Source organism: Burkholderia sp. IT-111MI5 (genome assembly GCF_949752865.1).
Classification (GTDB): Bacteria; Pseudomonadota; Gammaproteobacteria; order Burkholderiales; family Burkholderiaceae; genus Burkholderia; species Burkholderia pyrrocinia_C.
This window is the reverse complement of the sequence record NZ_CATKIF010000055.1, coordinates 209,373-230,556: the sequence shown is the minus strand read 5'-3', so window position 1 is coordinate 230,556 and position 21,184 is coordinate 209,373. Positions and strand designations below refer to the sequence as shown.

Here is a 21,184-nt window from a genome sequence, read left to right as displayed (position 1 = left end):
GGTCGCCGCCACGTCGCGAGCCGACGCTTCAACTTCACCTTCGCGATATCGTGCGCGCGTGTCACTCAGGGCGTCGCGATCCGGTTCATCGTCTTCACCCGCTTTCACGATCTGATGCACGGCGCCGCGCGTGTCGCCGACGCGTGCGTCCGCCTGCCGATCGCGCCCGCCGGCGAGATGCGCGCCGCGCGGCCACCTCGACCCGCACGCCCGCAGCGCACGGCCGTGCGTCAGTAGTCCGATACCACCGAGAGGGCATCACCATGAGCATGCGGCCTGACCCGACGTTTCACGCTTCGCCCGAGCTTGCGATGCAGGCGCCGGCGGAAGAGTTTGCCTATACGTTGTTGCTGAGCCCCGATTTTTCCAGACCCGACGCGCTCGCCGTGATCGACGTGAAACCCGGCTCGCCGACCTACGGAAAGATCGTGCACACGGTGACGATGCCGAACACCGGCGACGAGTTTCACCACTTCGGCTGGAATGCGTGCTCGTCGGCGCTGTCGCCGCTGACCGGCCATGCGTTCCTCGAACGCCGCTTCCTGATCATCCCCGGCCTGCGCTCGTCGCGCATCTACGTGATCGACACGAAGCCGCATCCGACGCAGGCACGGATCCACAAGATCATCGAGCCCGAGGAGATCTTCGCGAAGACCGGTTATTCGCGGCCGCACACCGTTCACTGCGGCCCCGAGGGCATCTACGTGAGCACGCTCGGCGGCGCGGGCAAGGACGGCACCGACGGCGCGCCCGGCATCTTCATCATGGATTGCGAAACCTTCGACGTGCTCGGCCGCTGGGAGATCGATCGCGGCCCGCAGGACAAGCACTACGATTTCTGGTGGAACCTGCCGCGCGACTACATGGTGTCGAGCGAATGGGCGCTGCCGCCGCAATTCGAGAACGGCATCGTGCCCGAGGACCTGCTCGCGAACAAATACGGGCACCGGCTGCATTTCTGGGACCTGCGCGCGCGGCGCAACGTGCAGACGATCGATCTCGGCGCGCAGCACCAGATGGCGCTCGAAGTGCGTCCCGCGCACGACCCGGTGCGCGAATACGGATTCGTCGGCGTGGTGGTCGATACGACGAACCTCGAAGGCTCGATCTGGACCTGGTGGCGCGAGGACGGCAAGTTCCATGTGAAGAAGACCGCGACGATCCCGCCCGAACCGGCCGCGGCCGACGAACTGCCGCCGCTGCTGAAAGCGTTCGGCGCGGTGCCGCCGCTCGTGACCGACATCGACCTATCGCTCGACGACCGCTTCCTCTACGTGTCGTGCTGGGGCACCGGCGAGATGCGCCAGTACGACGTGTCGGATCCGCATAACCCGGTGCTCGCGGGGTCGGTGCGGATCGGCGGCATCGTGCGCCGCGCGCCGCACACGAACGGCCGCGCGTTCGCGGGCGGCCCGCAGATGGTCGAGATCAGCCGCGACGGCCGGCGCGTGTACTGGACCAACTCGCTTTATTCGACATGGGACGACCAGTTCTATCCGGACGGCGTGCCCGCCGCGCAGGTGCTCGCACATGCGGGGCCGGACGGCGGGCTGACGCTCGCCGATGATTACTGGGTCGAGTTCCCCGACGGCTATCGCGCGCACCAGATCCGGCTCGAAGGCGGCGACTGCTCGACCGACTCGTTCTGCTACCCGTCGGTCAAGCGTTGAACGCCGGACTTCACGCGCAGTTCGCGCTGTGGGCGGCCGTGCTCGCGAGCGGCGTGTATCACGGGCTCAATCCCGCGATGGGCTGGCCGCTCGCGGTGTCGAACGCATTGATGACGCGCCGCGGCGGCGCGCTCGTCGCGGCGCTCGGCTATCTCGCGCTCGGCCATGCGCTCGCGGTATTCGCGGTGATGCTGCCGTTCGGGCTGCTCGCGGCGCTGCTCGCGTGGCAGTCGGCGATCCGGATCGGCGCGAGCGCGCTCGTGATCGGCTTCGGCGCCGTGCTGCTGATCCGGCGCCGGCATCCGCGTGCGCTCGCGCGGATCCCGCCGGCGCGGCTCGGCCTGTGGTCGTTCGCGGTCGCGATCGCGCACGGCGCGGGGCTGATGCTGGTGCCGATCTACCTCGGGCTTTGCGGGCTCGACATGGATGCCGGCCACCGCGCGGCGGCCACGCTCGTCGATGCGCATCTCGGGATGGCGCTCGTCGTCGCGGCCGTGCATGCGGCCGCGATGATCGCCGCCGGCGGCGGGCTCGCGTGGCTCGTGTACCGCTATCTCGGGCTGAAGTTCGTGTCGCGGAGCTGGTTCAATCTCGATGCGGTGTGGGCATCGAGCCTGATCGTGACGGGTGCGCTGTCGCTCGGGCTGGCGGCGACGCAATAGCGCGGGCGTCGATGGCGCGCATGGCGGATCGGCAGGTGGACAGGCCGGCGGCACCGCACAAAAACGCGACAGAACGGCCATGCCGACCGCGCGCCATCGTGAACCCGGCAGCGCGTTGCAGTGTTCGTTACGTCACGCTATCCCCGCGATGTGCCGTCCGGCCGGGTCCGGCGGCCCCGATTCCGCTAAAATCGGGCCATGCGCACCACTTCCCAATCGACCGCCTTGTCGCCTTTCGTCCGCCGCGCCCGTCGCACCCGCGTCGCGCCGCGCCCGCCCGTTTCGTTCCGGATGGCCGCCCGATGAGCCGCGCCAACCCGCCGGATTTCGATGCGGCCGCCTTCCGCCAGGCACTCGGCCAGTTCGCGACGGGCGTGACGGTGATCACGACGCGCGCACCGTCCGGGCAACTGATCGGCATCACCGCCAGCTCGTTCAACTCGGTATCGCTCGATCCGCCGCTCGTGCTGTGGAGCCTCGCGCACAAATCGGCGTCGACGCCCGTGTTTCGCGGCAACAGTCATTACGTGGTGAACGTGCTTGCGGCGTCGCAACTCGACCTGTGCAAGCGCTTCTCGACCTACAAGGGCGACCGCTTCGAAGGAATCGCGCATGTGGCCGGCAACTCGGGGATGCCCGTGCTCGACGGCGCGCTCGCGTGGTTCGAATGCCATAACCGCAGCCGCTACGACGAAGGCGACCACGTGATCTTCGTCGGCGAAGTGGAACGCTGCGGCGTGCGCGCCGCTTCGGACGAGACACCGCCGCTCGTGTTCCACGGCGGCGGCTTCCACGGCCTTACACCGCTTTGATCGCGCCCGTGCGCGCCAGCCCGACCGGCGCGCCGGCTTCGTCCTTCAACGTCTGCAGCACGATGTTCGAACGGATGTCCATCACGCCGGGCGCCTTGTAGAGCCGGTTCAGCACGAAATCCGAATAGTGCTTGAGGTTGTGCGCGAGCACGCGCAGCAGATAGTGGCTCTCGCCCGTCACGACGAACGCGCCGACCACCTCGGGCCATTCGCGCAGCGCTTCCGCGAAGCGCTCGTGCCATTGATTCTCTTCGTTGCGCATCGATACCTGCACGAACGCCTCGAGCTCGAAGCCGAGCTTCTCGCGGCTCAGGCACGCGCGATAGTGCTCGATCACGCCCTGCTCCTCGAGCAGGCGCATGCGGCGCAGGCAGGCGGACGGCGAAAGCGAAATCCGCTCCGCCAGGTCGAGATTGCTGATTCTGCCCTCCTCCTGCAATACCGCCAGAATCCGGCAGTCGGTGGCATCGAGCGTGATCGCGTGCATTTTTGGTCCCCGTTTTCCCTCTGAGTCGAATTATCTGCCAATCCGGCGGATTGTCCATGTTTATTTCGCAAGCACTTTCTGCGAGCGTCCACCTATCATTCGAAGCATCGACTCACCGCTTCGTCATGCCATGGACACACTCTGGGACATCTCGCCGCCTGTCAGCCCCGCCACTCCCGTATGGCCGGGTGATACGCCGGTTTCCGTCGAACGCGTGTGGCGGATGGAGGCCGGCTCGCCGGTCAACGTCGCGCGCCTGACGCTGTCGCCGCATACGGGCGCGCACTGCGACGCGCCGCTGCACTACGACGCCGACGGCGCACCGATCGGCGCCGTGCCGCTCGACACCTATCTCGGCCCGTGCCGCGTGATCCATTGCATCGGCGCATCGCCCGTCGTGCAGCCGGCCGATATCGCGGCCGCGCTCGACGGCGTGCCGCCGCGCGTGCTGCTGCGCACCTGTGCGCAAGCGCCGGTCGCGCAATGGGACCCCGGCTTCTGCGCAGTCGCGCCTGAAACGATCGACCTGCTCGCCGCGCATGGCGTGAAGCTGATCGGCATCGACACGCCGTCGCTCGACCCGCAGGAATCGAAGACGATGGACGCGCATCACCGCGTGCGTGCGCACCGGATGGCGATCCTCGAAGGCATCGTGCTCGACGACGTGCCGCCCGGCGACTACGAACTGATCGCACTGCCGCTGAAGTTCGCGACGCTCGATGCGAGCCCCGTGCGCGCGGTGCTGCGCGCGCTGCCCGCGCGTGCTTCCTGATTACCCCGACCTACGACCCCACATCATGATCAAGACCCGTGAAGACGCGCTCGCCCTCGACCGCGACGACCCGCTCGCCCCGCTGCGCGACCAGTTCGCGCTGCCCGACGGCGTGATCTACCTCGACGGCAACTCGCTCGGCGCGCAGCCGCGCGCATCGGCCGCCCGCGCGCAGCAGGTGATTAGCGCCGAATGGGGCGAAGGGTTGATCCGCAGCTGGAACACGGCCGGCTGGTTCGCGCTGCCGCGCCGTCTCGGCGACAAGCTCGCGACGCTGATCGGCGGTGCATCCGGTGAAACGGTCGTGACCGACACCATCTCGATCAACCTGTTCAAGCTGCTGTCGGCGATGCTGCGCCACCAGGCCGAGCGCGCGCCCGAGCGCCGCGTGATCGTGTCGGAGCGTTCGAACTTCCCGACCGACCTGTATATCGCGCAGGGGCTGATCGAGCAGCTCGGCGGCGGCTACGAGCTGCGCCTGATCGACGATCCGGCCGACCTGCCCGACGCGCTCGGCGCGGACACGGCCGTCGCGATGATCACGCACGTGAACTACCGCACCGGCTACATGCACGACATGCCGGCCGTCACGCAGCTCGTGCACGACGCAGGCGCGCTGATGCTGTGGGATCTCGCGCACTCGGCCGGCGCGGTGCCGGTCGACCTGAACGGCGCGCGCGCGGACGGCGCGGTCGGCTGCACGTACAAGTACCTGAACGGCGGCCCCGGTTCGCCCGCGTTCGTGTGGGTGCCGCAGCGCCATCACGCGCATTTCTCGCAGCCGCTGTCCGGCTGGTGGGGCCACCGCGCGCCGTTCGCGATGCAGCCGGGCTTCGCGCCCGATCCGGGCATCGCGCGCTTCCTGTGCGGCACGCAGCCGATCGTGTCGATGTCGATGGTCGAATGCGGGCTCGACGTGTTCCTGCAGACCGACATGCAGGCGATCCGCCGCAAGTCGCTCGCGCTGACCGACGCGTTCATCGCGCTCGTCGAAGCGCGCTGCGCGGGCCTGTCGCTGAAGCTCGTCACGCCGCGCTCGCATCACCAGCGCGGCTCGCAGGCGAGCTTCGAGCATCCGCACGGCTACGAAGTGATGCAGGCGCTGATCGCGCGCGGCGTGATCGGCGACTACCGCGAGCCGTACGTGCTGCGCTTCGGCTTCACGCCGCTCTATGTGCGCTTCGTCGACGTGTGGGATGCCGTCGAGACGCTGCGCGACATCCTGGCCACCGACGCGTGGAAGGCGCCCGAGTTCGCCGAACGCGGCGCGGTGACCTGACCGGTTTTGCCCGGCGCGCGCCGCAGTGACGTGTGGAACGCGCGCCGCGCCCCCGTCATTCAATCCTGGAGAAAGTCGTGAATTCTGGTCATATGCAGCCACCCGGCGACGAAGCGCCGGCGGGCTGCCCGTTCTCGGGCGCACGCGCCGCGCAACCGGTACATTCGGCACATTCCGCGCAAGCGGCACACGAAGCGCCGCACGTGCCGGGCGATGCCGCCGGTGAAGCCGGCTGGCACAACGCGCAGCTCGATTTCTCGAAGTCGATGAGCTACGGCGACTACCTGTCGCTGAATTCGATCCTCGACGCGCAGCACCCGCTGTCGCCCGATCACAACGAGATGCTGTTCATCATCCAGCATCAGACGAGCGAGCTGTGGATGAAGCTCGCGCTGTTCGAGCTGCGCGGCGCGCTCGACGCGGTGCGCTCCGACGCGTTGCCGCCCGCATTCAAGATGCTCGCGCGCGTGTCGCGCATCCTCGAGCAGCTCGTGCAGGCGTGGAACGTGCTGTCGACGATGACGCCGTCCGAGTATTCGGCGATGCGGCCGTATCTCGGGCAGTCGTCGGGCTTCCAGTCCTACCAGTATCGCCAGCTCGAATTCCTGCTCGGCAACAAGAACGTGCAGATGCTGCAGCCGCATGCGCACCGGCCCGACATCCTCGAACAGGTGCGCGCGACGCTCGACGCGCCGTCGTTCTACGACGAGGTCGTGCGCCTGCTCGCACGGCGCGGGTTCCCGATCGCAGCGGAGCGGCTCGAGCGCGACTGGACGCAGCCGACACGTCACGACGAGACGGTCGAAGCCGCGTGGCTCGAGGTGTACCGTCACCCGCAGCAGCACTGGGAGCTGTACGAGATGGCCGAGGAACTGGTCGATCTCGAGGACGCGTTCCGCCAGTGGCGCTTCCGTCACGTGACGACCGTCGAGCGCATCATCGGCTTCAAGCAGGGCACGGGCGGCACCAGCGGCGCGCCGTATCTGCGCAAGATGCTCGACGTCGTGCTGTTCCCCGAGCTCTGGCACGTGCGCACCACGCTGTAACGCACGCGATGCACGTGATGCGCCCGCACGTCACGACGACGTGCGGGCCAGCTCCTCCCCTTCGCGCGGCAGCGACTGCGCACGCGACAGTCGCGGAATGTGCCGCCGCACCGCGAGCAGCGCGATGCACACGACGCCCATCGCCGCGGCCAGCATCGTCAGGTACGCACCGGCACCACCCGCCGTGATCACGATCGCGCCCGCGAACGCGCTGAGGATCGCGCCGAGCCGGCCGAACGCGAGCGCACTCGCGGTGCCCGTCGCACGCACCGCCGTCGGGTAGATGTACGCACAGAGCGCATACATCGTCGACTGCACCGCGTTGACGAACAGCCCGTGCAGGCCGAGCCCGACGATCAGCCAGTTCGTGTGGCGGCTCGCATCGACACCCATCAGCCACACCGCGCTCGCCGCGCCGCCGATGCTGCACAGCGCGAGCGGCCAACGCGACCCGGCATGCGCGATCGCCCATGCGCACAGCAGCGCGCCGATCACGCCGCCGAGGTTGTACGCGGTAAGGCCCGCGCCCGCGACCGATACGCTGAGCCCGCTCGCGGCCAGCATCGTCGGCAGCCAGCTGAACGCCGCGTAGACAGCAAGCAGACACATGAAGAACGCGCACCACAGTGCGATCGTGTCGCGCGCCTGGCCGCTCGCGAACAGCGCGCCGAAGCCGCCGCGGCTGCCGGGTGCGCGTGCATCTTTCGTATCGGTGAACACGGTGCCCGGCGCCACCGGCCGCTGCATCCGCGCGAGCAGCGCGCCGAGTTCCGGCCAGCGCGCGGGGCGCCGCGCGAGATAACGCGGCGATTCGGGCAGCGCACGCACGAGCACGAAGCCGAGCACGAGCGGCAGCGCGCCGCCTGCAAAGAACAGCCCGCGCCAGCCGTAGCGCGGCAGCACCTCGTGCGCGAACAGGCCGGCCAGCATCCCGCCGAGCGGCACGCAGACGATCGTCGCGGTCACCATCATCGTGCGGCGCCGCGCGGGCGTGTATTCGGCCGTCATCGTCGTGGCCGTCGGCAGTGCGCCGCCGATCCCGAGCCCCGCGCAGAAGCGCAGCATCGCGATCGCCGCGACGTCGGGTGCGAAGCCGATCGCGCAGGTCGCGACGCCGAACAGGAACACGCTGCCGATCACGGCCTGGCGGCGGCCGAAGCGGTCCGCGACGATCCCCGCGCACGCGCTGCCGATGCCCATCCCGATCAGCCCGGCCGCGACGGCCGGCGCGAACGCGCCGCGCGTGATGCCCCATTCGCGGATCAGCACGGGAATCGCGAAACCGATCAACTGGCCGTCGAAGCCATCGAGCACGATCGCGAGCGCGGCGAGCAGCACCACGCAGCGCTGCATCGTCGTGAACGGCCCGTCGTCGAGCGTCGTGCCGATATCGACCGACGGCGGCGGCAATCCGTCGCGCGTGTTCATGCGACCTCCCGTGCGCCGCGCGTCGGCGGCAACGCGCGCGAACGGCGCGCGGCAAGACAACGGCATTCGATGGCTTTCATGGCGTCTCCAGTTGCCCGGGCTGGCGCGTCGGCGCGTGCCCGGATCTCGTACTGCGCGGTCGGCCGGCGTCAACGCGTCGGCGCCGGCTCCGGTGTCTTGTCCAACCCGTCTCGATCCGGCGCCATCGTCTGCGTGCGACGCGCTCGTATCGTTGGGCGGCGCACGCAGCGCCGCCAGTCTGATGCTCAGTTCACCCGTGCGTCGATCAGCCGGACGAGCGCGAGCAGCGTCTCGGTATGCGGCACCGCCACGCCCGCTTCGCGCGCGGCCGCGACGACCTTGCCGCTGATCGCGTCGATTTCCGTGCGGCGGCCCGCGAGCACGTCCTGCAGCATCGACGGGCGATGGCCGCGATGCTCGGTGATTGCATGTTCGACGTTGCGTGCGACGCGTTCGCCGTCGACCGCGATCCCCTTCGCGCGGGCGACGGCGGCCGTCTCGGCCGCGATCGCGAGCGCGAGCCGCGGCCCGTCGTGATGGTTGCCGAGCTGGTCGACCGTGCAGCCGGTCACCGCGCACAGCGTGTTGAGCGCCGCGTTGAACGCGACCTTCTCCCAGATCGCGGCCCATACGTCGGCATCGAGCGTGCATGCGAGCCCCGCGCGCGACAGCGCATCGGCCACGGCGGTCGCGAACGGGTGTGCGTGGCCGTCGGCCGTCATCATGCGGATCGTGCCCGCGCCGTGCGAGCGAACGTGCGCGGGCCCCGCGAAATCGGCCGGCCACGTCGTCACGCCGACCAGGATGCGTTCGAGCGGCACGAACGCATTCAGCGTCTCGACGTTGCCGAGCCCGTTCTGCAATGTCAGCACGTGCGTGCGCGGCGTCAGCAGCGCGCGCACGCCGTCGAGCGCGGCGCGCGTATGCAGCGATTTCGTGAAAACGATCAGCAGGTCGAACGATGCATCGGGCGATGCGGCCGCGTCCGCATTCGCGGCTTCCGGCCGCACGGCCCGCAAAACGCGGATGCGGCGTTCGCCGCGATCGTCGTCGATGCGCAGCCCGTCGCGGCGGATCGCATCGAGATGTGCGTCGTTCACGTCGATCAGCGTGACGGCCTCGTCGCTTTCGGCCAGCAGCCCGCCGAACAGCGAGCCCATCGCGCCCGCGCCCAGAATTGCGATTCTCATCGTCGGTGGCCTCGTCAGAACGGATAGTGGCGCGGCGCGGTCTGCACGGTGATCCAGCGCAGATCCGTGAACGCCGCGATGCCGGCCTTGCCGCCAAAGTGGCCGAAGCCGCTGTCCTTCACGCCGCCGAACGGCATCTGCGCCTCGTCGTGCACGGTCGGGCCGTTCACGTGACAGATGCCCGATTCGATGCGTGCCGCAACGCGCATCGCGCGCGCGACGTCGCGGCTGAACACGGCCGACGACAGCCCGAACGCGTTGTCGTTCGCGCAGCGGATCGCCGCCGCCTCGCCGTCGACGCGCACGATGCCCTTCACCGGGCCGAACGATTCCTCGGCATAGATGCGCATCGCCGGCGTCACGCGATCGAGCAGCGTCGCCGGGAACAGCGTGCTGTAGGCCTTGCCGCCGCACAGCAGTGTCGCGCCGTGCGCGAGCGCATCGTCGATCAGTGCGTTGCAGCGCTCGACGGCCTTCATGTCGATCAGCGAGCCGAGCACGACGGGGCCGTTGCGCGGATCGCCGAGCGGCAGCGACGCGGCCTTGTCGGCGAGCTTCGCGACGAACGCATCGGCGATCGACGCGTCGACGATGATCCGCTCGGTCGACATGCAGATCTGCCCGGAATTCGCGAACGCGCCGAACGCGGCCGCCGCGACCGCCGCGTCGAGATCGGCATCGTCGAGCACGACGAACGGCGCCTTGCCGCCAAGCTCCAGCACCGACGGCTTCAGGTGGCGCGCGCACGCTTCGGCGACGATCCTGCCGACGCGCGTCGAGCCGGTGAAATTCACGCGGCGCACGGCCGGATGCGCGATCAATGCGTCGACGACGGCGCCCGCGTCGTCGGGCGCATTCGTCACGAAGTTGACGACGCCCGGCGGCAATCCAGCCTCCTGCAGCGCCTCGACGATCAGCCCGTGCGTGGCGGGACACAGCTCCGAGCCCTTCAGCACGACCGTGTTGCCGCATGCGAGCGGCAGCGCGAGCGCGCGCGTCGCGAGGATCACCGGCGCGTTCCACGGCGCGATGCCGAGCACCACGCCGGCCGGCTGCCGCACGCCCATCGCGAGCGAACCGGGCACGTCGGACGGAATCAGTTCGCCGCCGACCTGCGTGGTCAGCGACGCGGCCTCGACGAGCCCGCTCGCGGCAAGGTGCACGTTGAAGCCGGCCCACAGCGCGGATGCGCCCGTCTCCGCCGCCATCGCAGTGACGAACTGCTCATGCATCGCTTCGAGCGCGGCGGCCGCCTTCAGCAGCAGCGCGCGGCGCGCACCGGGGCCGAGCGCGGCCCATTCGGGAAAGGCGCGCGCGGCCGCGTCGGCCGCCGCACGCGCATCGTCGACGGTGCACGCGGGCGCCTCGGACGCGATTTCGCCGTCGAGCGGGTTGCGGCGCACGAAGGTCGCGCTGCTGGATGAATGGCGGCGTTCGCCGCCGATCAGCATCGATACGGTTTGCATGGAGTCTCCGGAAAGACGCGCGTTGCGCGTCAGGCAATCTCGACTTCGACGACGACCGGCGTCGCGGCCTGCAGCGCGTCGGTCAGCGTGTCGCGCAGGCGCGCTGCATCGGCGACGCGCACGCCGCGGCAGCCCATCCCTTCGGCGAGCGCGACGAAATCCAGGTCGGGCAGATCGGTGCCCTGCACGGGATCGCCGGGGCCGAAGCCGAACACCGGCGCGAAATCCTGCAGTGCTGCGTAGCGCCGGTTGTTCAGGATCACGAACGTGATCGGCAGCTTCAGCTGCGCGGCACTCCACAGTGCCTGGATCGAATACAGGCTCGACCCGTCGCCGATCAGCGCGATCACGCGCCGGCCCGGCTGCGCGAGCGCGACGCCGACGGCCGCCGGCATCCCGTAGCCGAGCCCGCCGCTGTCCATCGTGTAGAACGTGCCGCTGCGCGTGAACGGCAGGTGTTCCTGCATCACGGGCCGCGCGCTCGGCGCTTCCTCGACGACGATGTCCTGCGCGTCACGCACGTCGGCGAGCGTCTGCAGCGCGAACGCGGCCGACATGCGCTCGCCGGCGGCCGGTGCGTCGACGCGTGCGCGCGGCGGCCGCGGCGCGGGCATCGGCCGCTCGGGCGGCGCCGGCCGCGCCAGCAGGTCGCGCGCCGCGAGCCGCAGGTTGCCGACGACCGCATCGCCCTCCGGCGTCCACGCGGCGACGCCCGGATCGTCGACGAGCTGCACGAGCGTCGCACCCGGCGGCACGTGCGGGCCGAAGCCTTCGATGTGATAGGTAAATGCAGGCGCGCCGAACGCGAACACGAGATCGTGCCCGTCGAGCCGCGCGACGATCTTCTCGCGGATCGCGGGAAGGAAGCCGGCGAACAGCGGATGGTCCTCGGGGAAGCTGCAGCGCCCCGACATCGGCGCGACGTACACGCGCGCACGGTGCCGCTCCGCGAGCCGCACGACGTCGTCCCACGCACCGGCGCGATCGACGGCCGCGCCGGCCACGAACGCGGGGCGCCGCGCGGCGTCGAGCGCGTCGCCGAGCCGCGCGAGCGCATCGGGATCGGGCCGCACGACGCTGCTGACGTCGCGCCGCGGCAGCAGCTCGGCCGGCTGGTCCCAGTCGTCGACCGGGATCGACACGAACACGGGCCCGCGCGGCTCCTGCATCGCGATGCGGTACGCACGCGCGATCGCGGCCGGCACGTCCTGCGCGCGTGCGGGTTCGATGCTCCATTTCACGTACGGCTTCGGCAGCTCGGCGGCCTGTGTCGAACCGAGGAACGGATCGAACGGCAAGATCGCGCGCGCCTGCTGGCCCGCGGTGACGACCAGCGGCGTGCGGTTCCTGAACGCGGTAAAGAGATTGCCCATCGCATTGCCGACGCCCGCCGCCGAATGCAGGTTGACGACCGCCGCATTGCCGGTGGCCTGCGCATGGCCGTCGGCCATCCCGACCACGACGGCCTCGTGCAGGCCGAGCACATAGCGGAAATCGGCGGGGAAGTCGCGGAACATCGGCAGCTCGGTCGAGCCGGGATTGCCGAACACACGGTCGATGCCGAACTGGCGAAGCAGGTCGATGACCGCATCGCGAACGGTGATCGATGCGGCGAATGGGGGCTGATGGCCGGACATGCTCGGGCGTCTCCTCGATGGCTTGGCGGTTTCCACAGTATCGAAGCGCAAGCCATTCTCGGATACTGTATTTTTTGCGATAAGCCATTACATTCCGGCATGACTTTCGATCTCCGACAATTGCGCGCCTTCACGACGATCGTCGCGTGCGGCAGCCTCGGCCGCGCGGCCGACGCGCTGCATGTGACGCAGCCGGCACTGAGCCGGATCCTGAAGCGGCTCGAGGACCAGGTCGGCGCGCCGCTGTTCGAGCGCCATTCGAAGGGCGTGCAGCTCACCGCGTTCGGCGACGCGCTGCTGCCGCACGCGACGCTGCTGCAGCACGAGGCCGAGCACGCACGCGAGGAACTCGACGCGATGCGCGGATTCGCGAAGGGCACGATCAAGGTCGGCGCGGTGGGCAGCATCGCGAGCCTCGTGCTGCCGGTCGCGGTCGGCCGCGTGCTCGACCGCTGGCCGAACCTGCGCGTCGAGATCCTCGAAGGCGTGTGGGACCGGCTCGCCGACGGATTGAACAAGCACGAGATCGATCTCGCGCTGTCCGCGCACGGGCCCGACACCGACGAGATCGTCGCGATTCCCGAGTGCCGCTGGGAAGATCGCAGCCATATCGTTGCGGCGCCGCACCATCCGCTGCGCGCGCTCGGCCGCGCGCCGACGCTCGCCGATACGCTGCACGCACGCTGGGCGATTCCGCCGCGCGGCACCGCACCGTTCGACCACATGCGCGCGACCTTCGACGCACACGGGCTCGCACTGCCCGACATCGCGGTCGAGACGCGCTCGGTCACGACACTGAAGAGCCTCGTCGCACATGCCGGTTTCCTGAGCTGGATGGCCGAGCCGATGTACGGCGCCGAGCAGGCGGCCGGCACGATCGACACGCTGCCGGTGCGGGAGGTCGTCGCGGTGCGCACGCTCACCGCGTTCCGACGCCGCCACGGGATCCTGCCGGGGCCGGCCGGCAAACTGCTCGACGAACTCGTCGCGCTCACGCGCGAAGGGCGCTGACGCCCGTTCCCGGCTGGCCGCCTGTTCGCGCCCCTTCCCGCCCTTCCCGCACTTCCCGCACTTCCCGCACGCGCGCCGCCGCAGCGCACCATCGAAATGCCGTCCCCCCCGCCTTGACTTTCGCTCGCCCGAATACGATCATTCGCTCACATGAAGAGCAAATGATCTAGTCGACAGGAAAGACTGGCACGAACAGGAGACACCGGATGAGCGAATCGCCCTCCGCCCGCGCGCCCGTGCTGCTGCACATCGGCGCAGGCTCGTTTCACCGCGCGCACCAGGCGTGGTATCTGCATCGCGTGAACGCGGCCGTGCCGGCCGACGAACGCTGGTCGCTGACCGTCGGCAACATCCGCGACGACATGCGCGCGACGATGGACGCGCTCGCCGCGCAGCACGGCGAATACACGCTCGAAACCGTCACGCCGCAAGGCGAGCGCGCGTACGAGACGATCCGCGCGATCACGCGCGTGCTGCCCTGGTCGATCGACCTCGCCGCGCTGATCGACGCCGGCGCCGATCCGGCCTGCCGGATCGTGTCGTTCACCGTCACCGAAGGCGGCTACTACCTCGACGAACACAACCGGCTCGACGTCGCGAACGCCGATCTCGCGGCCGACCTGCAGGGCGCGCGCACGACGCTGTACGGCGCGCTCGCGGCGCTGCTCGCCGAACGCATGCAGCGCGGTGCGGGCCCGCTCACGCTGCAAAGTTGCGACAACCTGCGCAACAACGGCGCGCGCTTTCGCGCCGGCATGCGCGAATTTCTCGAACGGCGCGGCGCAGCCGACCTGCTCGCGTGGTTCGACGCGAACGTCGCGACGCCGAGCGCGATGGTCGACCGCATCACGCCGCGCCCGACCGCCGACGTGCGCGAACGCGTGCTGGCGGCCACCGGCATCGACGACGCCTGCCCGGTGATGGGCGAATCGTTCATCCAGTGGGTGATCGAGGACCGCTTCGCGGCCGGCCGGCCGCGCTGGGAGCTGGCCGGCGCGGAGCTCGTCGACGACGTGCACCCGTACGAGGAAGCGAAGATCCGCATCCTCAACGCGACGCACAGCTGCATCGCGTGGGCCGGCACGCTCGCGGGCTACACGTATATCCACGAAGGCACGCACGACGCGGCGATCCGCCGCTTCGCGCACGACTACGTGACGCAGGACGTAATCCCTTGCCTGACCCCGAGCCCGCTCGATCTCGCGCGCTATCGCGACGTCGTGCTCGAACGCTTCGGCAACCCGTACGTGCTCGACACGAACCAGCGCGTCGCGGCCGACGGCTTCTCGAAGATCCCCGGCTTCATCGCGCCGACGCTCGTCGAATCGTTCGCGCGCGGCGCGGCGCCGGTCGCCACCGCCGTGCTGCCCGCGCTGTTCCTGCGCTTTCTCGAACGCTGGGCGCGCGGCACGCTGCCGTACGCGTACCAGGACGGCGTGATGGACGAAGCCGCCGCACGGGCGATCGTCGGGGCCGGCCATCCGGAAGCCGACGATCCCGTCGTCGCGCTGTGCGCGAACCGCCCGCTGTGGGGCTCGCTCGCCGGCAATGCGGCGCTGTTCGAAGCGCTGCGCGCCGCGCTCGCCCGCGTCGACGCATGGCTCGCGCAGCGCTGACGCGCGACAGCCGGCGCCCGGCCGCGCGGCCGGGCAAACCCGCTTGGCACATGCCGTGCGGCACGGCTAAAGTAGCGGCTCCTCTCTGACGGAACGGATCGCTCATGTATCTCGGCATCGACCTCGGCACCTCGGAAGTGAAGGTGCTGCTGCTCGCCCCGGACGGTGCGGTCGTCGGCACCGCCGGCTCGCCGTTCACCGTGTCGCGGCCGCATCCGCGCTGGGCCGAACAGCATCCGGACGACTGGTGGCAAGGCACGCTCGCCGCGCTCGCGGCGCTGCGCGAACGGCATCCGCAAGCGTTCGCGCAGGTGCGCGGCATCGGCCTGTCGGGCCAGATGCACGGCGCCGTGCTGCTCGGCCGCGACGACCGCGTGCTGCGCCCCGCGATCCTGTGGAACGACATGCGCAGCGCCGACGAATGCGCGCTGCTCACCGAACGCGCGCCCGATCTCCACGCCCTCGCCGGCAATCTCGCGATGCCGGGTTTCACCGCGCCGAAACTGCTTTGGGTAGCGAAGCACGAACCCGACGTGTTCGCGGCGACCGCGTGCGTGCTGATGCCGAAGGACTACCTGCGGTTCCGGCTGACCGGCGCGAAGGTGTCCGATCCGTCGGACGCGGCCGGCACGCTGTGGCTCGACGTCGCGCGGCGCGACTGGTCCGACGCACTGCTCGCCGCATGCGGGATGACGCGCGACCAGATGCCGCGCATCGTCGAAGGCAACGCGCCGTCCGGCACGCTGCGCGCCGATGTCGCGCGCGAGCTCGGGCTGTCGGAGGCCGTCGTGGTGGCCGGCGGCGGCGGCGACAACGCGACGAGCGCGCTCGGCATCGGCGCGATCCACGCGGGCGACGGCTTCGTGTCGCTCGGCACGTCGGGCGTGCTGAGCGTGGTCGGCGACCGCTTCATGCCGAATCCCGCGTCGGCCGTGCATGCGTTCTGCCATGCGATTCCCGATCGCTGGCAATTGATGAGCGTCGTGCTGTCGGCCGCGAGCTGCCTGCGCTGGGTCTGCAAGCTGACGGGCACCGACGAGCCCGCGCTGCTCGCCGAAGTCGAGGCGCTCGACGCCGACGCGCTTGCGACGGCGCCGCTGTTCCTGCCCTACCTGTCCGGCGAACGGACGCCGCACAACGATCCGTATGCGCAAGGCGTGTTCTTCGGGATGACGCATGCAACCGAACGCGCGCATCTCGGCTACGCGGTGCTCGAAGGCGTGACGCTCGGCCTCGCCGACGGCCTCGACGCGCTGCATGCGGCCGGCGTCGAAACCGACCAGCTGTCGCTGATCGGCGGCGGCGCGCGCAGCGCGTTCTGGGCACAACTGATCGCCGATGCGCTGAACGTGCGCACGCGCCAGATCGGCGGCGGCGAAACGGGCGCGGCGCTCGGCGCGGCGCGGCTCGGCTGGCTGGCCGTCGGCGGCGATCCGCAGACGGTGCTGACCAAGCCGCCGGTGCGCGCCGAATACGCGCCGGACGCGGCCCGCCATGCGTTGCTGCGCGAACGCCTCGACGCGTTCCGTGCGCTGTACCGCCACGTGCGGCCGCTGTACGAACCGTCGCGCACGCGGCTCGCGTAAGCGCCGCCGCGGCGCGCTTGCGGCCGTCTGCCGCGCGCACGACATACGGTACAGTGGATGCCGTCGCGCGGCCCGCCGGCCGGTCCGCGGGCGGCCCCCCAGCTCCGAACCGAATCGCTATCGTGTCCAAGTCCTCAGAAAAACTCGATCTCGCCACGCGTGCCGCGTGGCTCTATTACGTCGCGGGCGACACGCAGAACGAAATCGCCGAAAAGCTGCAGGTGTCGCGCCCGGTCGCGCAGCGCCTCGTCGCGTTCGCGGTCGAGAAGAACCTGATCCGCGTGCGCGTCGACCACCAGCTCGCCGACTGCCTCGATCTCGGCGCGCAGTTGTCGAAACGCTACGGCCTTGCGATGTGCGAAGTCGTGCCCGTCGATGCCGATGCGCCCGAAGCGATCGACCGCAAGCTCGCGGTCGCCGGCGCGCAGGTGATGGAGCGCTACCTGGGCGAGACGCGGCCGATGGTGATCGCCGTCAGCAGCGGCCGGACGCTGAAGGCCGCGGTCGCGCAGATCGCGCAGATTGACCGCCCGCAGCACCGGCTCGTGTCGATGGTCGGCGCGATCGCGGCCGACGGCTCGTCGAACCGCTACGACGTCGCGCAGTACATCTCCGAGAAAACCGGCAGCAAGCACTTCCTGCTGCCCGCGCCGCTGTTCGCCGACAGCGCGGCCGAGCGCGCGCAGTGGTGCAACCACCGGCTGTACCGGATCGTCGAGGCGCTGTCGGGCAAGGCCGACGTCGCGTTCGTCGGAATCGGCAACACCGGCCCGCACTGCCCGCTATACGAAGACGGCTTCATCACCGAACAGGAGCGCGACGAGATGACCTCGCTCGGCGCGGTGGCGGAACTGCTCGGCATGCCGATCGACGCGCACGGCAAGATGATCGACGTGTCGACCAGCGCGCGCGTGACGAGCGTGTCGCTCGCCGCGCCGCCGAAACGCCCGACGATCGCGTTCGCGGGCGGCCCGAAGAAACGCGACGCGGTGATCGCCGCGCTGCGCGGCGGCTGGGTGTCGGGGCTCGTCACCGACGAGACGTGCGCGCGGGCGGCGCTCGACGCGAACGCAGACTGACGCCGCAGCCGGACGCTCACGCGGCCCGCGGCGCCGGAAACGCATGCCGGCGCGCGCGCCACGCGCCGATCCACGCGGCCGCCAGCAGCGCCACGAGCACCCACGGAATCGCGCCGGCGCCGGTCGCGCCGAGCAGCATCCCGCCCGCGATGCCGCCACCGGCGATCGCGAGATTCCACACCGTCACGAGCATCGACTGCGCGACGTCGGCCGACTCCCCCGCCGCGTTCGCGGCAGCCGTCTGGAACAGCGTCGGCGCGCCGCCGAACGCGAGCCCCCACAGCGCGACGCCGGCATAGACGATCGCCATCCCCGAGCCGGCGCCGAGCATCGCCGCCGCGAGCGCGAACAGCGCGATACTGGCGAGCGTCAGGCGCCGTTGCGCGGCACCGATCCACGCGCCCGTCAGCGCGATGCCGACCAGCGACGCGATGCCGAACACCAGCAGCACCACATCGACCTGTGCCCCCATCCGCACGCCCGCGAGAAACGGCGCGACGTACGTGTACAGCATGTTGTGCGCGAGCACGTACGCGAACATCACGGTCAGCACCGGCCGCACGCCGGGCAGCGTCATCACGCCGAGCACCGGTTCGCGCGCGCCGGCCTGCTGCCCCGGATAATCGGGCACGCGCCAGCGGATCCAGCCGATCAGCGCGAGCGCCGCGAGCGTGATCAACGCGAACGCGACGCGCCAGCCGAGCGCCGCGCCCAGCGCGGTGCCGGCCGGAATGCCGATCGACATCGCGACCGGCGCGCCGAGCATCGCGACCGCGATCGCGCGGCCGCGCAGCGACGCGTCGACCATCCGGCTCGCATAACCGGCCAGCAGCGCCCACAGCAGGCCGGCCGACATGCCCGCGACGAAGCGCGCAGCGAGCGTGAGCGCGTAGTACGGCGATGCGGCGGTCAGCGCATTCGACACGACGAAGCCGGCCAGCGCCGCAAGCAGCAGGCGGCGCCGGCGCATCGCGCGAGTCGCGGCGACGAGCGGTATCGCCGCGACGATCGAGCCGAGCGCATACACGGTCACGAGCTGGCCGATCAGCGCGTCGGGCACGCGCAGGTCGGCGCTCATCAGCGGCAACAGGCCGGCCGGCAATGCCTCGGTGAGGATCGTGATGAAGGCGGCCGTCGCGAGCGCCAGCAGGTTCGCGACCGGCAGGCGCTCGCGCGCCTGCACCGGCCCGACGGAAACCTCGTCGTCGATCGACGTGCAGTCGCTCATGCCGCGCTCCCGATATCGACACCGTAGACCGCATCGCGCACGTCGGTCACGATCCGCCCGTGCATGCCCTCGTACAGCGTATTGGTCAGTGCGACGACCGTCAGCCCGGCCGTTCGGTCGACGAACCACGCATGCCCGTACGCGCCGCCCCAGCGCCACGTGCCGACCGACTCCGGCGACTGCGCGACCGCCGGATCGTGCAGCACCGAAAAGCCGAGCCCGAAGCCGAAACCGGGCGCATCCTGCAGTTCGTGCGCGCCCGGCTGGATGCGCGCCATCTCGTCGATCCATGCGCGCTCGAGCCAGCCGTCGCGGCCGGTGCGCAGCACGTCGAGCAGCGTCACGCAATCGCGCGCGGTGCCGACCATCCCCGCGCCGCCCGACGGCCACGCAGCGCGATCGAACACGCGCGCCGGTTCGAAGCGGATGCCGATCGTGCCGTCGTACACAGGCACGAGATCGGTGTCCGCCATCCGGCGCGGCGCGCCCGTCGTGCTCACGTATGGCGTCGCGACGCGCGCGGCGTCGTGCGCGACGAACGCGGTGTCGGTCATCCCGAGCGGCGTCGTGACGAGCGCGGCTACCGCGTCGGCGAGCGGCCGGCCGTCGACCGCCTCGATCAGCGCGCCGACCACGTCGGTCGCGAGCGAATAGTCCCACGACGTGCCGGGCGCGAACCGCAGCGGCACGCTTGCGATGCGCCGCACGTTCTCCGCGAGCGAAATGCCCGCGCGGTCCATCCCGTCGGACACGCCGGCACGCGCATACGGGCCGTCGCCGTCGGCTTCGAGGAAGCGGTAGCCGAGGCCGGCCGTATGCGACAGCAGATGACGCAACGTGATCGCGGCGGGTGCGCCGTCGGGCAGCGCCGGGCGGAATTCGGGCAACCAGCGCGCGACGGGTTCGTCGAGCGCGATGCGCCCCGCCGCGACCAGCCGCATCGCGGCGGCCGTCACGACCGGCTTCGTGACCGATGCGAGCCGGAACAGCGCGTCTTCCCGCATCGGCGTACCGGCTTCGCGATCGGCGAGCCCGGCGGCGCGCGCATAGCGCAGCTCGCCGTCGCACGCGACCAGCACGACCGCGCCGACGATGCGCTCGTCGGCGAGCGCGCGATCGAGCGCGTCGTCGAGCCGGTGGCGCAGCGCGGCGTCCGGTTCGGCACGGGATGCGGTGACAGGCAGGGATGACATGGCGTGACCTCTCAACAGTGAACGAACGTTCATCGTAGGGAGCCGACGCAAGAAGAAAAACCGGGTTAGAGTTCCGGACAATCCGGACGCTGGTGTCCGCAATCAGGAACTTGCATGGAAAATCTCGGCGGTTTCGTCGTGTTCGTTCAGGTCGCGGAAACGCGCAGTTTCGTCGCGGCCGGCCGCGCGCTCGGGCTGTCGGCGTCGGCGATCGGCAAGCGCATCGCGCGGCTCGAGGCGCGCCTGAACGTACGGCTGTTTCACCGCAGCACGCGCAGCATCACGCTGACGGCCGAAGGCACGCGGTTTCTCGAACGGTGCCGGCGCGTGATCGCCGAGATCGAAGCTGCCGAGCAGGAACTGACGCACAGTGCCGAAGCGCCGCGCGGACGCCTGCGCGTGAGCCTGCCGACGATCGGCACGCTGCTGCTGCCGGTGCTCGCCGATTTCATGGCCGAGTACCCGGAGATCGAACTCGATATCGATTTCAGCGACCGGCTCGTCGACGTCGTCGAGGAAGGGTTCGACGCGGTGCTGCGCACCGGCCAGCCGTCGGATTCACGGCTGTCGTCGCGGCTGCTCCGCCATTTCCGCCAGCACCTCGTCGCGTCGCCCGACTACCTCGCCCGGCACGGCACGCCGCGCACACCGGCCGATCTCGCGCTGCACCGCTGCCTGCACTACCGCTTTCCGAGCAGCGGCAAGCTCGAAACCTGGCCGCTGCGCGTGCCGCGCTCGGGCACGCCGCCCGACGTGCCCGTCTCGATGGTCAGCAACAGCGCGGAAGCGCGCCTGTGCTTCACGCTGCGCGGGCTCGGCATCGCGTGCCTGCCCGAGTTCTTCGTGCGCGGCGCGCTCGACGACGGCACGCTGTGCGCGGTGCTCGACGAACACGTCGCGAGTTGCACGCCGATCTACGTGCTGTGGCCGTCGGGCCGACATCCGACGCCGAAGCTGCGCGCGTTCGTCGACTTCATGGCCGCAAACCTGCGCTTCTGACC

At 70.3% G+C, this 21,184-nt stretch carries 18 protein-coding genes; 11 read left to right on the top strand and 7 right to left on the bottom strand.

The genetic code is table 11. The annotated features are described in order from the left end of the window. The first annotated feature begins 263 nt into the window (after window positions 1–263). From ACM6JT_RS28230 to ACM6JT_RS28220, 3 genes are all read left to right on the top strand, one after another. On the top strand, window positions 264–1,670 hold the full coding sequence (locus ACM6JT_RS28230; RefSeq protein WP_414857713.1) for a selenium-binding protein SBP56-related protein: 1,407 nt from the start codon (window positions 264–266) through the stop codon (window positions 1,668–1,670). Beyond that, on the top strand, window positions 1,667–2,332 hold the full coding sequence (locus ACM6JT_RS28225) for a hypothetical protein (protein WP_034178870.1): 666 nt from the start codon (window positions 1,667–1,669) through the stop codon (window positions 2,330–2,332). The genes ACM6JT_RS28230 and ACM6JT_RS28225 overlap by 4 nt, the downstream gene beginning before the upstream one ends. A gap of 302 nt (window positions 2,333–2,634) precedes the next feature. Then, complete coding sequence (locus ACM6JT_RS28220; protein WP_034178871.1) at window positions 2,635–3,144, top strand: flavin reductase family protein; 510 nt, start codon at window positions 2,635–2,637, stop codon at window positions 3,142–3,144. On the opposite strand, the gene ACM6JT_RS28215 is transcribed toward ACM6JT_RS28220, so the two are convergent. After that, a complete protein-coding gene (locus ACM6JT_RS28215) occupies window positions 3,131–3,631 on the bottom strand; it encodes an Lrp/AsnC family transcriptional regulator (RefSeq protein ID WP_006477992.1) in 501 nt (166 codons plus the stop codon). The two genes, ACM6JT_RS28220 and ACM6JT_RS28215, sit on opposite strands and share 14 nt — an antisense overlap. A 130-nt stretch (window positions 3,632–3,761) precedes the next feature. On the opposite strand from ACM6JT_RS28215, the gene kynB reads away from it, so the two are divergent. The 3 genes from kynB to kynA all read left to right on the top strand — a co-directional run bounded on the left by kynB (window position 3,762) and on the right by kynA (window position 6,728). Then, window positions 3,762–4,403 (top strand): arylformamidase, encoded by a 642-nt coding sequence (gene kynB, locus ACM6JT_RS28210; RefSeq protein WP_175919191.1) that lies wholly within the window; start codon window positions 3,762–3,764, stop codon window positions 4,401–4,403. Window positions 4,404–4,428: 25 nt separating this feature from the next. Next, a complete protein-coding gene (kynU, locus tag ACM6JT_RS28205) occupies window positions 4,429–5,682 on the top strand; it encodes a kynureninase (protein WP_414857712.1) in 1,254 nt (417 codons plus the stop codon). A 92-nt stretch (window positions 5,683–5,774) separates the two neighbouring features. Continuing rightward, a complete protein-coding gene (gene kynA, locus ACM6JT_RS28200) occupies window positions 5,775–6,728 on the top strand; it encodes a tryptophan 2,3-dioxygenase (RefSeq protein ID WP_243565623.1) in 954 nt (317 codons plus the stop codon). A gap of 30 nt (window positions 6,729–6,758) precedes the next feature. On the opposite strand, the gene ACM6JT_RS28195 is transcribed toward kynA, so the two are convergent. From ACM6JT_RS28195 to mdlC, 4 genes are all read right to left on the bottom strand, one after another. Continuing rightward, the gene (locus tag ACM6JT_RS28195) at window positions 6,759–8,156 is read right to left on the bottom strand and encodes an MFS transporter (protein WP_414857711.1); all 1,398 of its coding nucleotides are present in this window, start codon (window positions 8,154–8,156) and stop codon (window positions 6,759–6,761) included. A 266-nt stretch (window positions 8,157–8,422) separates the two neighbouring features. Then, window positions 8,423–9,367 carry a ketopantoate reductase family protein gene (locus ACM6JT_RS28190; protein ID WP_243564844.1) on the bottom strand — a complete coding sequence of 315 codons (945 nt, stop codon included), beginning with the start codon at window positions 9,365–9,367 and terminating at the stop codon, window positions 8,423–8,425. Window positions 9,368–9,381: 14 nt separating this feature from the next. Then, window positions 9,382–10,833, bottom strand: a complete 1,452-nt coding sequence (locus ACM6JT_RS28185) for an aldehyde dehydrogenase (protein WP_414857710.1) — start codon at window positions 10,831–10,833, stop codon at window positions 9,382–9,384. Window positions 10,834–10,862: 29 nt separating this feature from the next. Continuing rightward, window positions 10,863–12,470: a benzoylformate decarboxylase gene (gene mdlC / locus ACM6JT_RS28180; RefSeq protein WP_407970820.1), complete on the bottom strand. Its 1,608-nt coding sequence runs from the start codon at window positions 12,468–12,470 to the stop codon at window positions 10,863–10,865. Window positions 12,471–12,569: 99 nt separating this feature from the next. Here mdlC and ACM6JT_RS28175 point away from each other — a divergent pair, with 99 nt between their 5' ends. From ACM6JT_RS28175 to ACM6JT_RS28160, 4 genes are all read left to right on the top strand, one after another. After that, window positions 12,570–13,481: a LysR family transcriptional regulator gene (locus ACM6JT_RS28175; RefSeq protein WP_034178878.1), complete on the top strand. Its 912-nt coding sequence runs from the start codon at window positions 12,570–12,572 to the stop codon at window positions 13,479–13,481. A gap of 206 nt (window positions 13,482–13,687) precedes the next feature. Then, complete coding sequence (dalD, locus tag ACM6JT_RS28170) at window positions 13,688–15,097, top strand: D-arabinitol 4-dehydrogenase (RefSeq protein WP_243564848.1); 1,410 nt, start codon at window positions 13,688–13,690, stop codon at window positions 15,095–15,097. Window positions 15,098–15,201: 104 nt separating this feature from the next. Beyond that, window positions 15,202–16,683 (top strand): xylulokinase, encoded by a 1,482-nt coding sequence (gene xylB / locus ACM6JT_RS28165; RefSeq protein WP_175748913.1) that lies wholly within the window; start codon window positions 15,202–15,204, stop codon window positions 16,681–16,683. A 122-nt stretch (window positions 16,684–16,805) separates the two neighbouring features. Then, entirely contained in the window at window positions 16,806–17,762 is a 957-nt protein-coding gene (locus ACM6JT_RS28160; RefSeq protein WP_034178881.1) for a sugar-binding transcriptional regulator, read from the top strand. A gap of 16 nt (window positions 17,763–17,778) precedes the next feature. Here ACM6JT_RS28160 and ACM6JT_RS28155 read toward each other — a convergent pair whose 3' ends face one another. Together ACM6JT_RS28155 and ACM6JT_RS28150 are read right to left on the bottom strand one after the other, a co-directional pair. Beyond that, a complete protein-coding gene (locus ACM6JT_RS28155; RefSeq protein WP_034178882.1) occupies window positions 17,779–18,990 on the bottom strand; it encodes an MFS transporter in 1,212 nt (403 codons plus the stop codon). Next, window positions 18,987–20,183: a serine hydrolase domain-containing protein gene (locus tag ACM6JT_RS28150; protein ID WP_414857709.1), complete on the bottom strand. Its 1,197-nt coding sequence runs from the start codon at window positions 20,181–20,183 to the stop codon at window positions 18,987–18,989. Before ACM6JT_RS28150 ends, ACM6JT_RS28155 begins: the two co-directional genes overlap by 4 nt. A 114-nt stretch (window positions 20,184–20,297) precedes the next feature. On the opposite strand from ACM6JT_RS28150, the gene ACM6JT_RS28145 reads away from it, so the two are divergent. Further along, entirely contained in the window at window positions 20,298–21,182 is an 885-nt protein-coding gene (locus tag ACM6JT_RS28145; protein WP_034178884.1) for a LysR family transcriptional regulator, read from the top strand. Window positions 21,183–21,184: the final 2 nt, after the last annotated feature.

Bases quoted from the DNA above. Each gene is read 5' to 3' on its own strand.
- ACM6JT_RS28230 (WP_414857713.1), top strand. From the start codon at position 264: ATGAGCATGCGGCCTGACCCGACGTTTCACGCTTCGCCCGAGCTTGCG.
- ACM6JT_RS28220 (WP_034178871.1), top strand. From the start codon at position 2,635: ATGAGCCGCGCCAACCCGCCGGATTTCGATGCGGCCGCCTTCCGCCAG.
- ACM6JT_RS28215 (WP_006477992.1), bottom strand. From the start codon at position 3,631: ATGCACGCGATCACGCTCGATGCCACCGACTGCCGGATTCTGGCGGTA.
- kynB (WP_175919191.1), top strand. From the start codon at position 3,762: ATGGACACACTCTGGGACATCTCGCCGCCTGTCAGCCCCGCCACTCCC.
- kynU (WP_414857712.1), top strand. From the start codon at position 4,429: ATGATCAAGACCCGTGAAGACGCGCTCGCCCTCGACCGCGACGACCCG.
- kynA (WP_243565623.1), top strand. From the start codon at position 5,775: ATGCAGCCACCCGGCGACGAAGCGCCGGCGGGCTGCCCGTTCTCGGGC.
- ACM6JT_RS28195 (WP_414857711.1), bottom strand. From the start codon at position 8,156: ATGAACACGCGCGACGGATTGCCGCCGCCGTCGGTCGATATCGGCACG.
- ACM6JT_RS28190 (WP_243564844.1), bottom strand. From the start codon at position 9,367: ATGAGAATCGCAATTCTGGGCGCGGGCGCGATGGGCTCGCTGTTCGGC.
- ACM6JT_RS28185 (WP_414857710.1), bottom strand. From the start codon at position 10,833: ATGCAAACCGTATCGATGCTGATCGGCGGCGAACGCCGCCATTCATCC.
- mdlC (WP_407970820.1), bottom strand. From the start codon at position 12,470: ATGTCCGGCCATCAGCCCCCATTCGCCGCATCGATCACCGTTCGCGAT.
- ACM6JT_RS28175 (WP_034178878.1), top strand. From the start codon at position 12,570: ATGACTTTCGATCTCCGACAATTGCGCGCCTTCACGACGATCGTCGCG.
- dalD (WP_243564848.1), top strand. From the start codon at position 13,688: ATGAGCGAATCGCCCTCCGCCCGCGCGCCCGTGCTGCTGCACATCGGC.
- xylB (WP_175748913.1), top strand. From the start codon at position 15,202: ATGTATCTCGGCATCGACCTCGGCACCTCGGAAGTGAAGGTGCTGCTG.
- ACM6JT_RS28155 (WP_034178882.1), bottom strand. From the start codon at position 18,990: ATGAGCGACTGCACGTCGATCGACGACGAGGTTTCCGTCGGGCCGGTG.
- ACM6JT_RS28150 (WP_414857709.1), bottom strand. From the start codon at position 20,183: ATGTCATCCCTGCCTGTCACCGCATCCCGTGCCGAACCGGACGCCGCG.
- ACM6JT_RS28145 (WP_034178884.1), top strand. From the start codon at position 20,298: ATGGAAAATCTCGGCGGTTTCGTCGTGTTCGTTCAGGTCGCGGAAACG.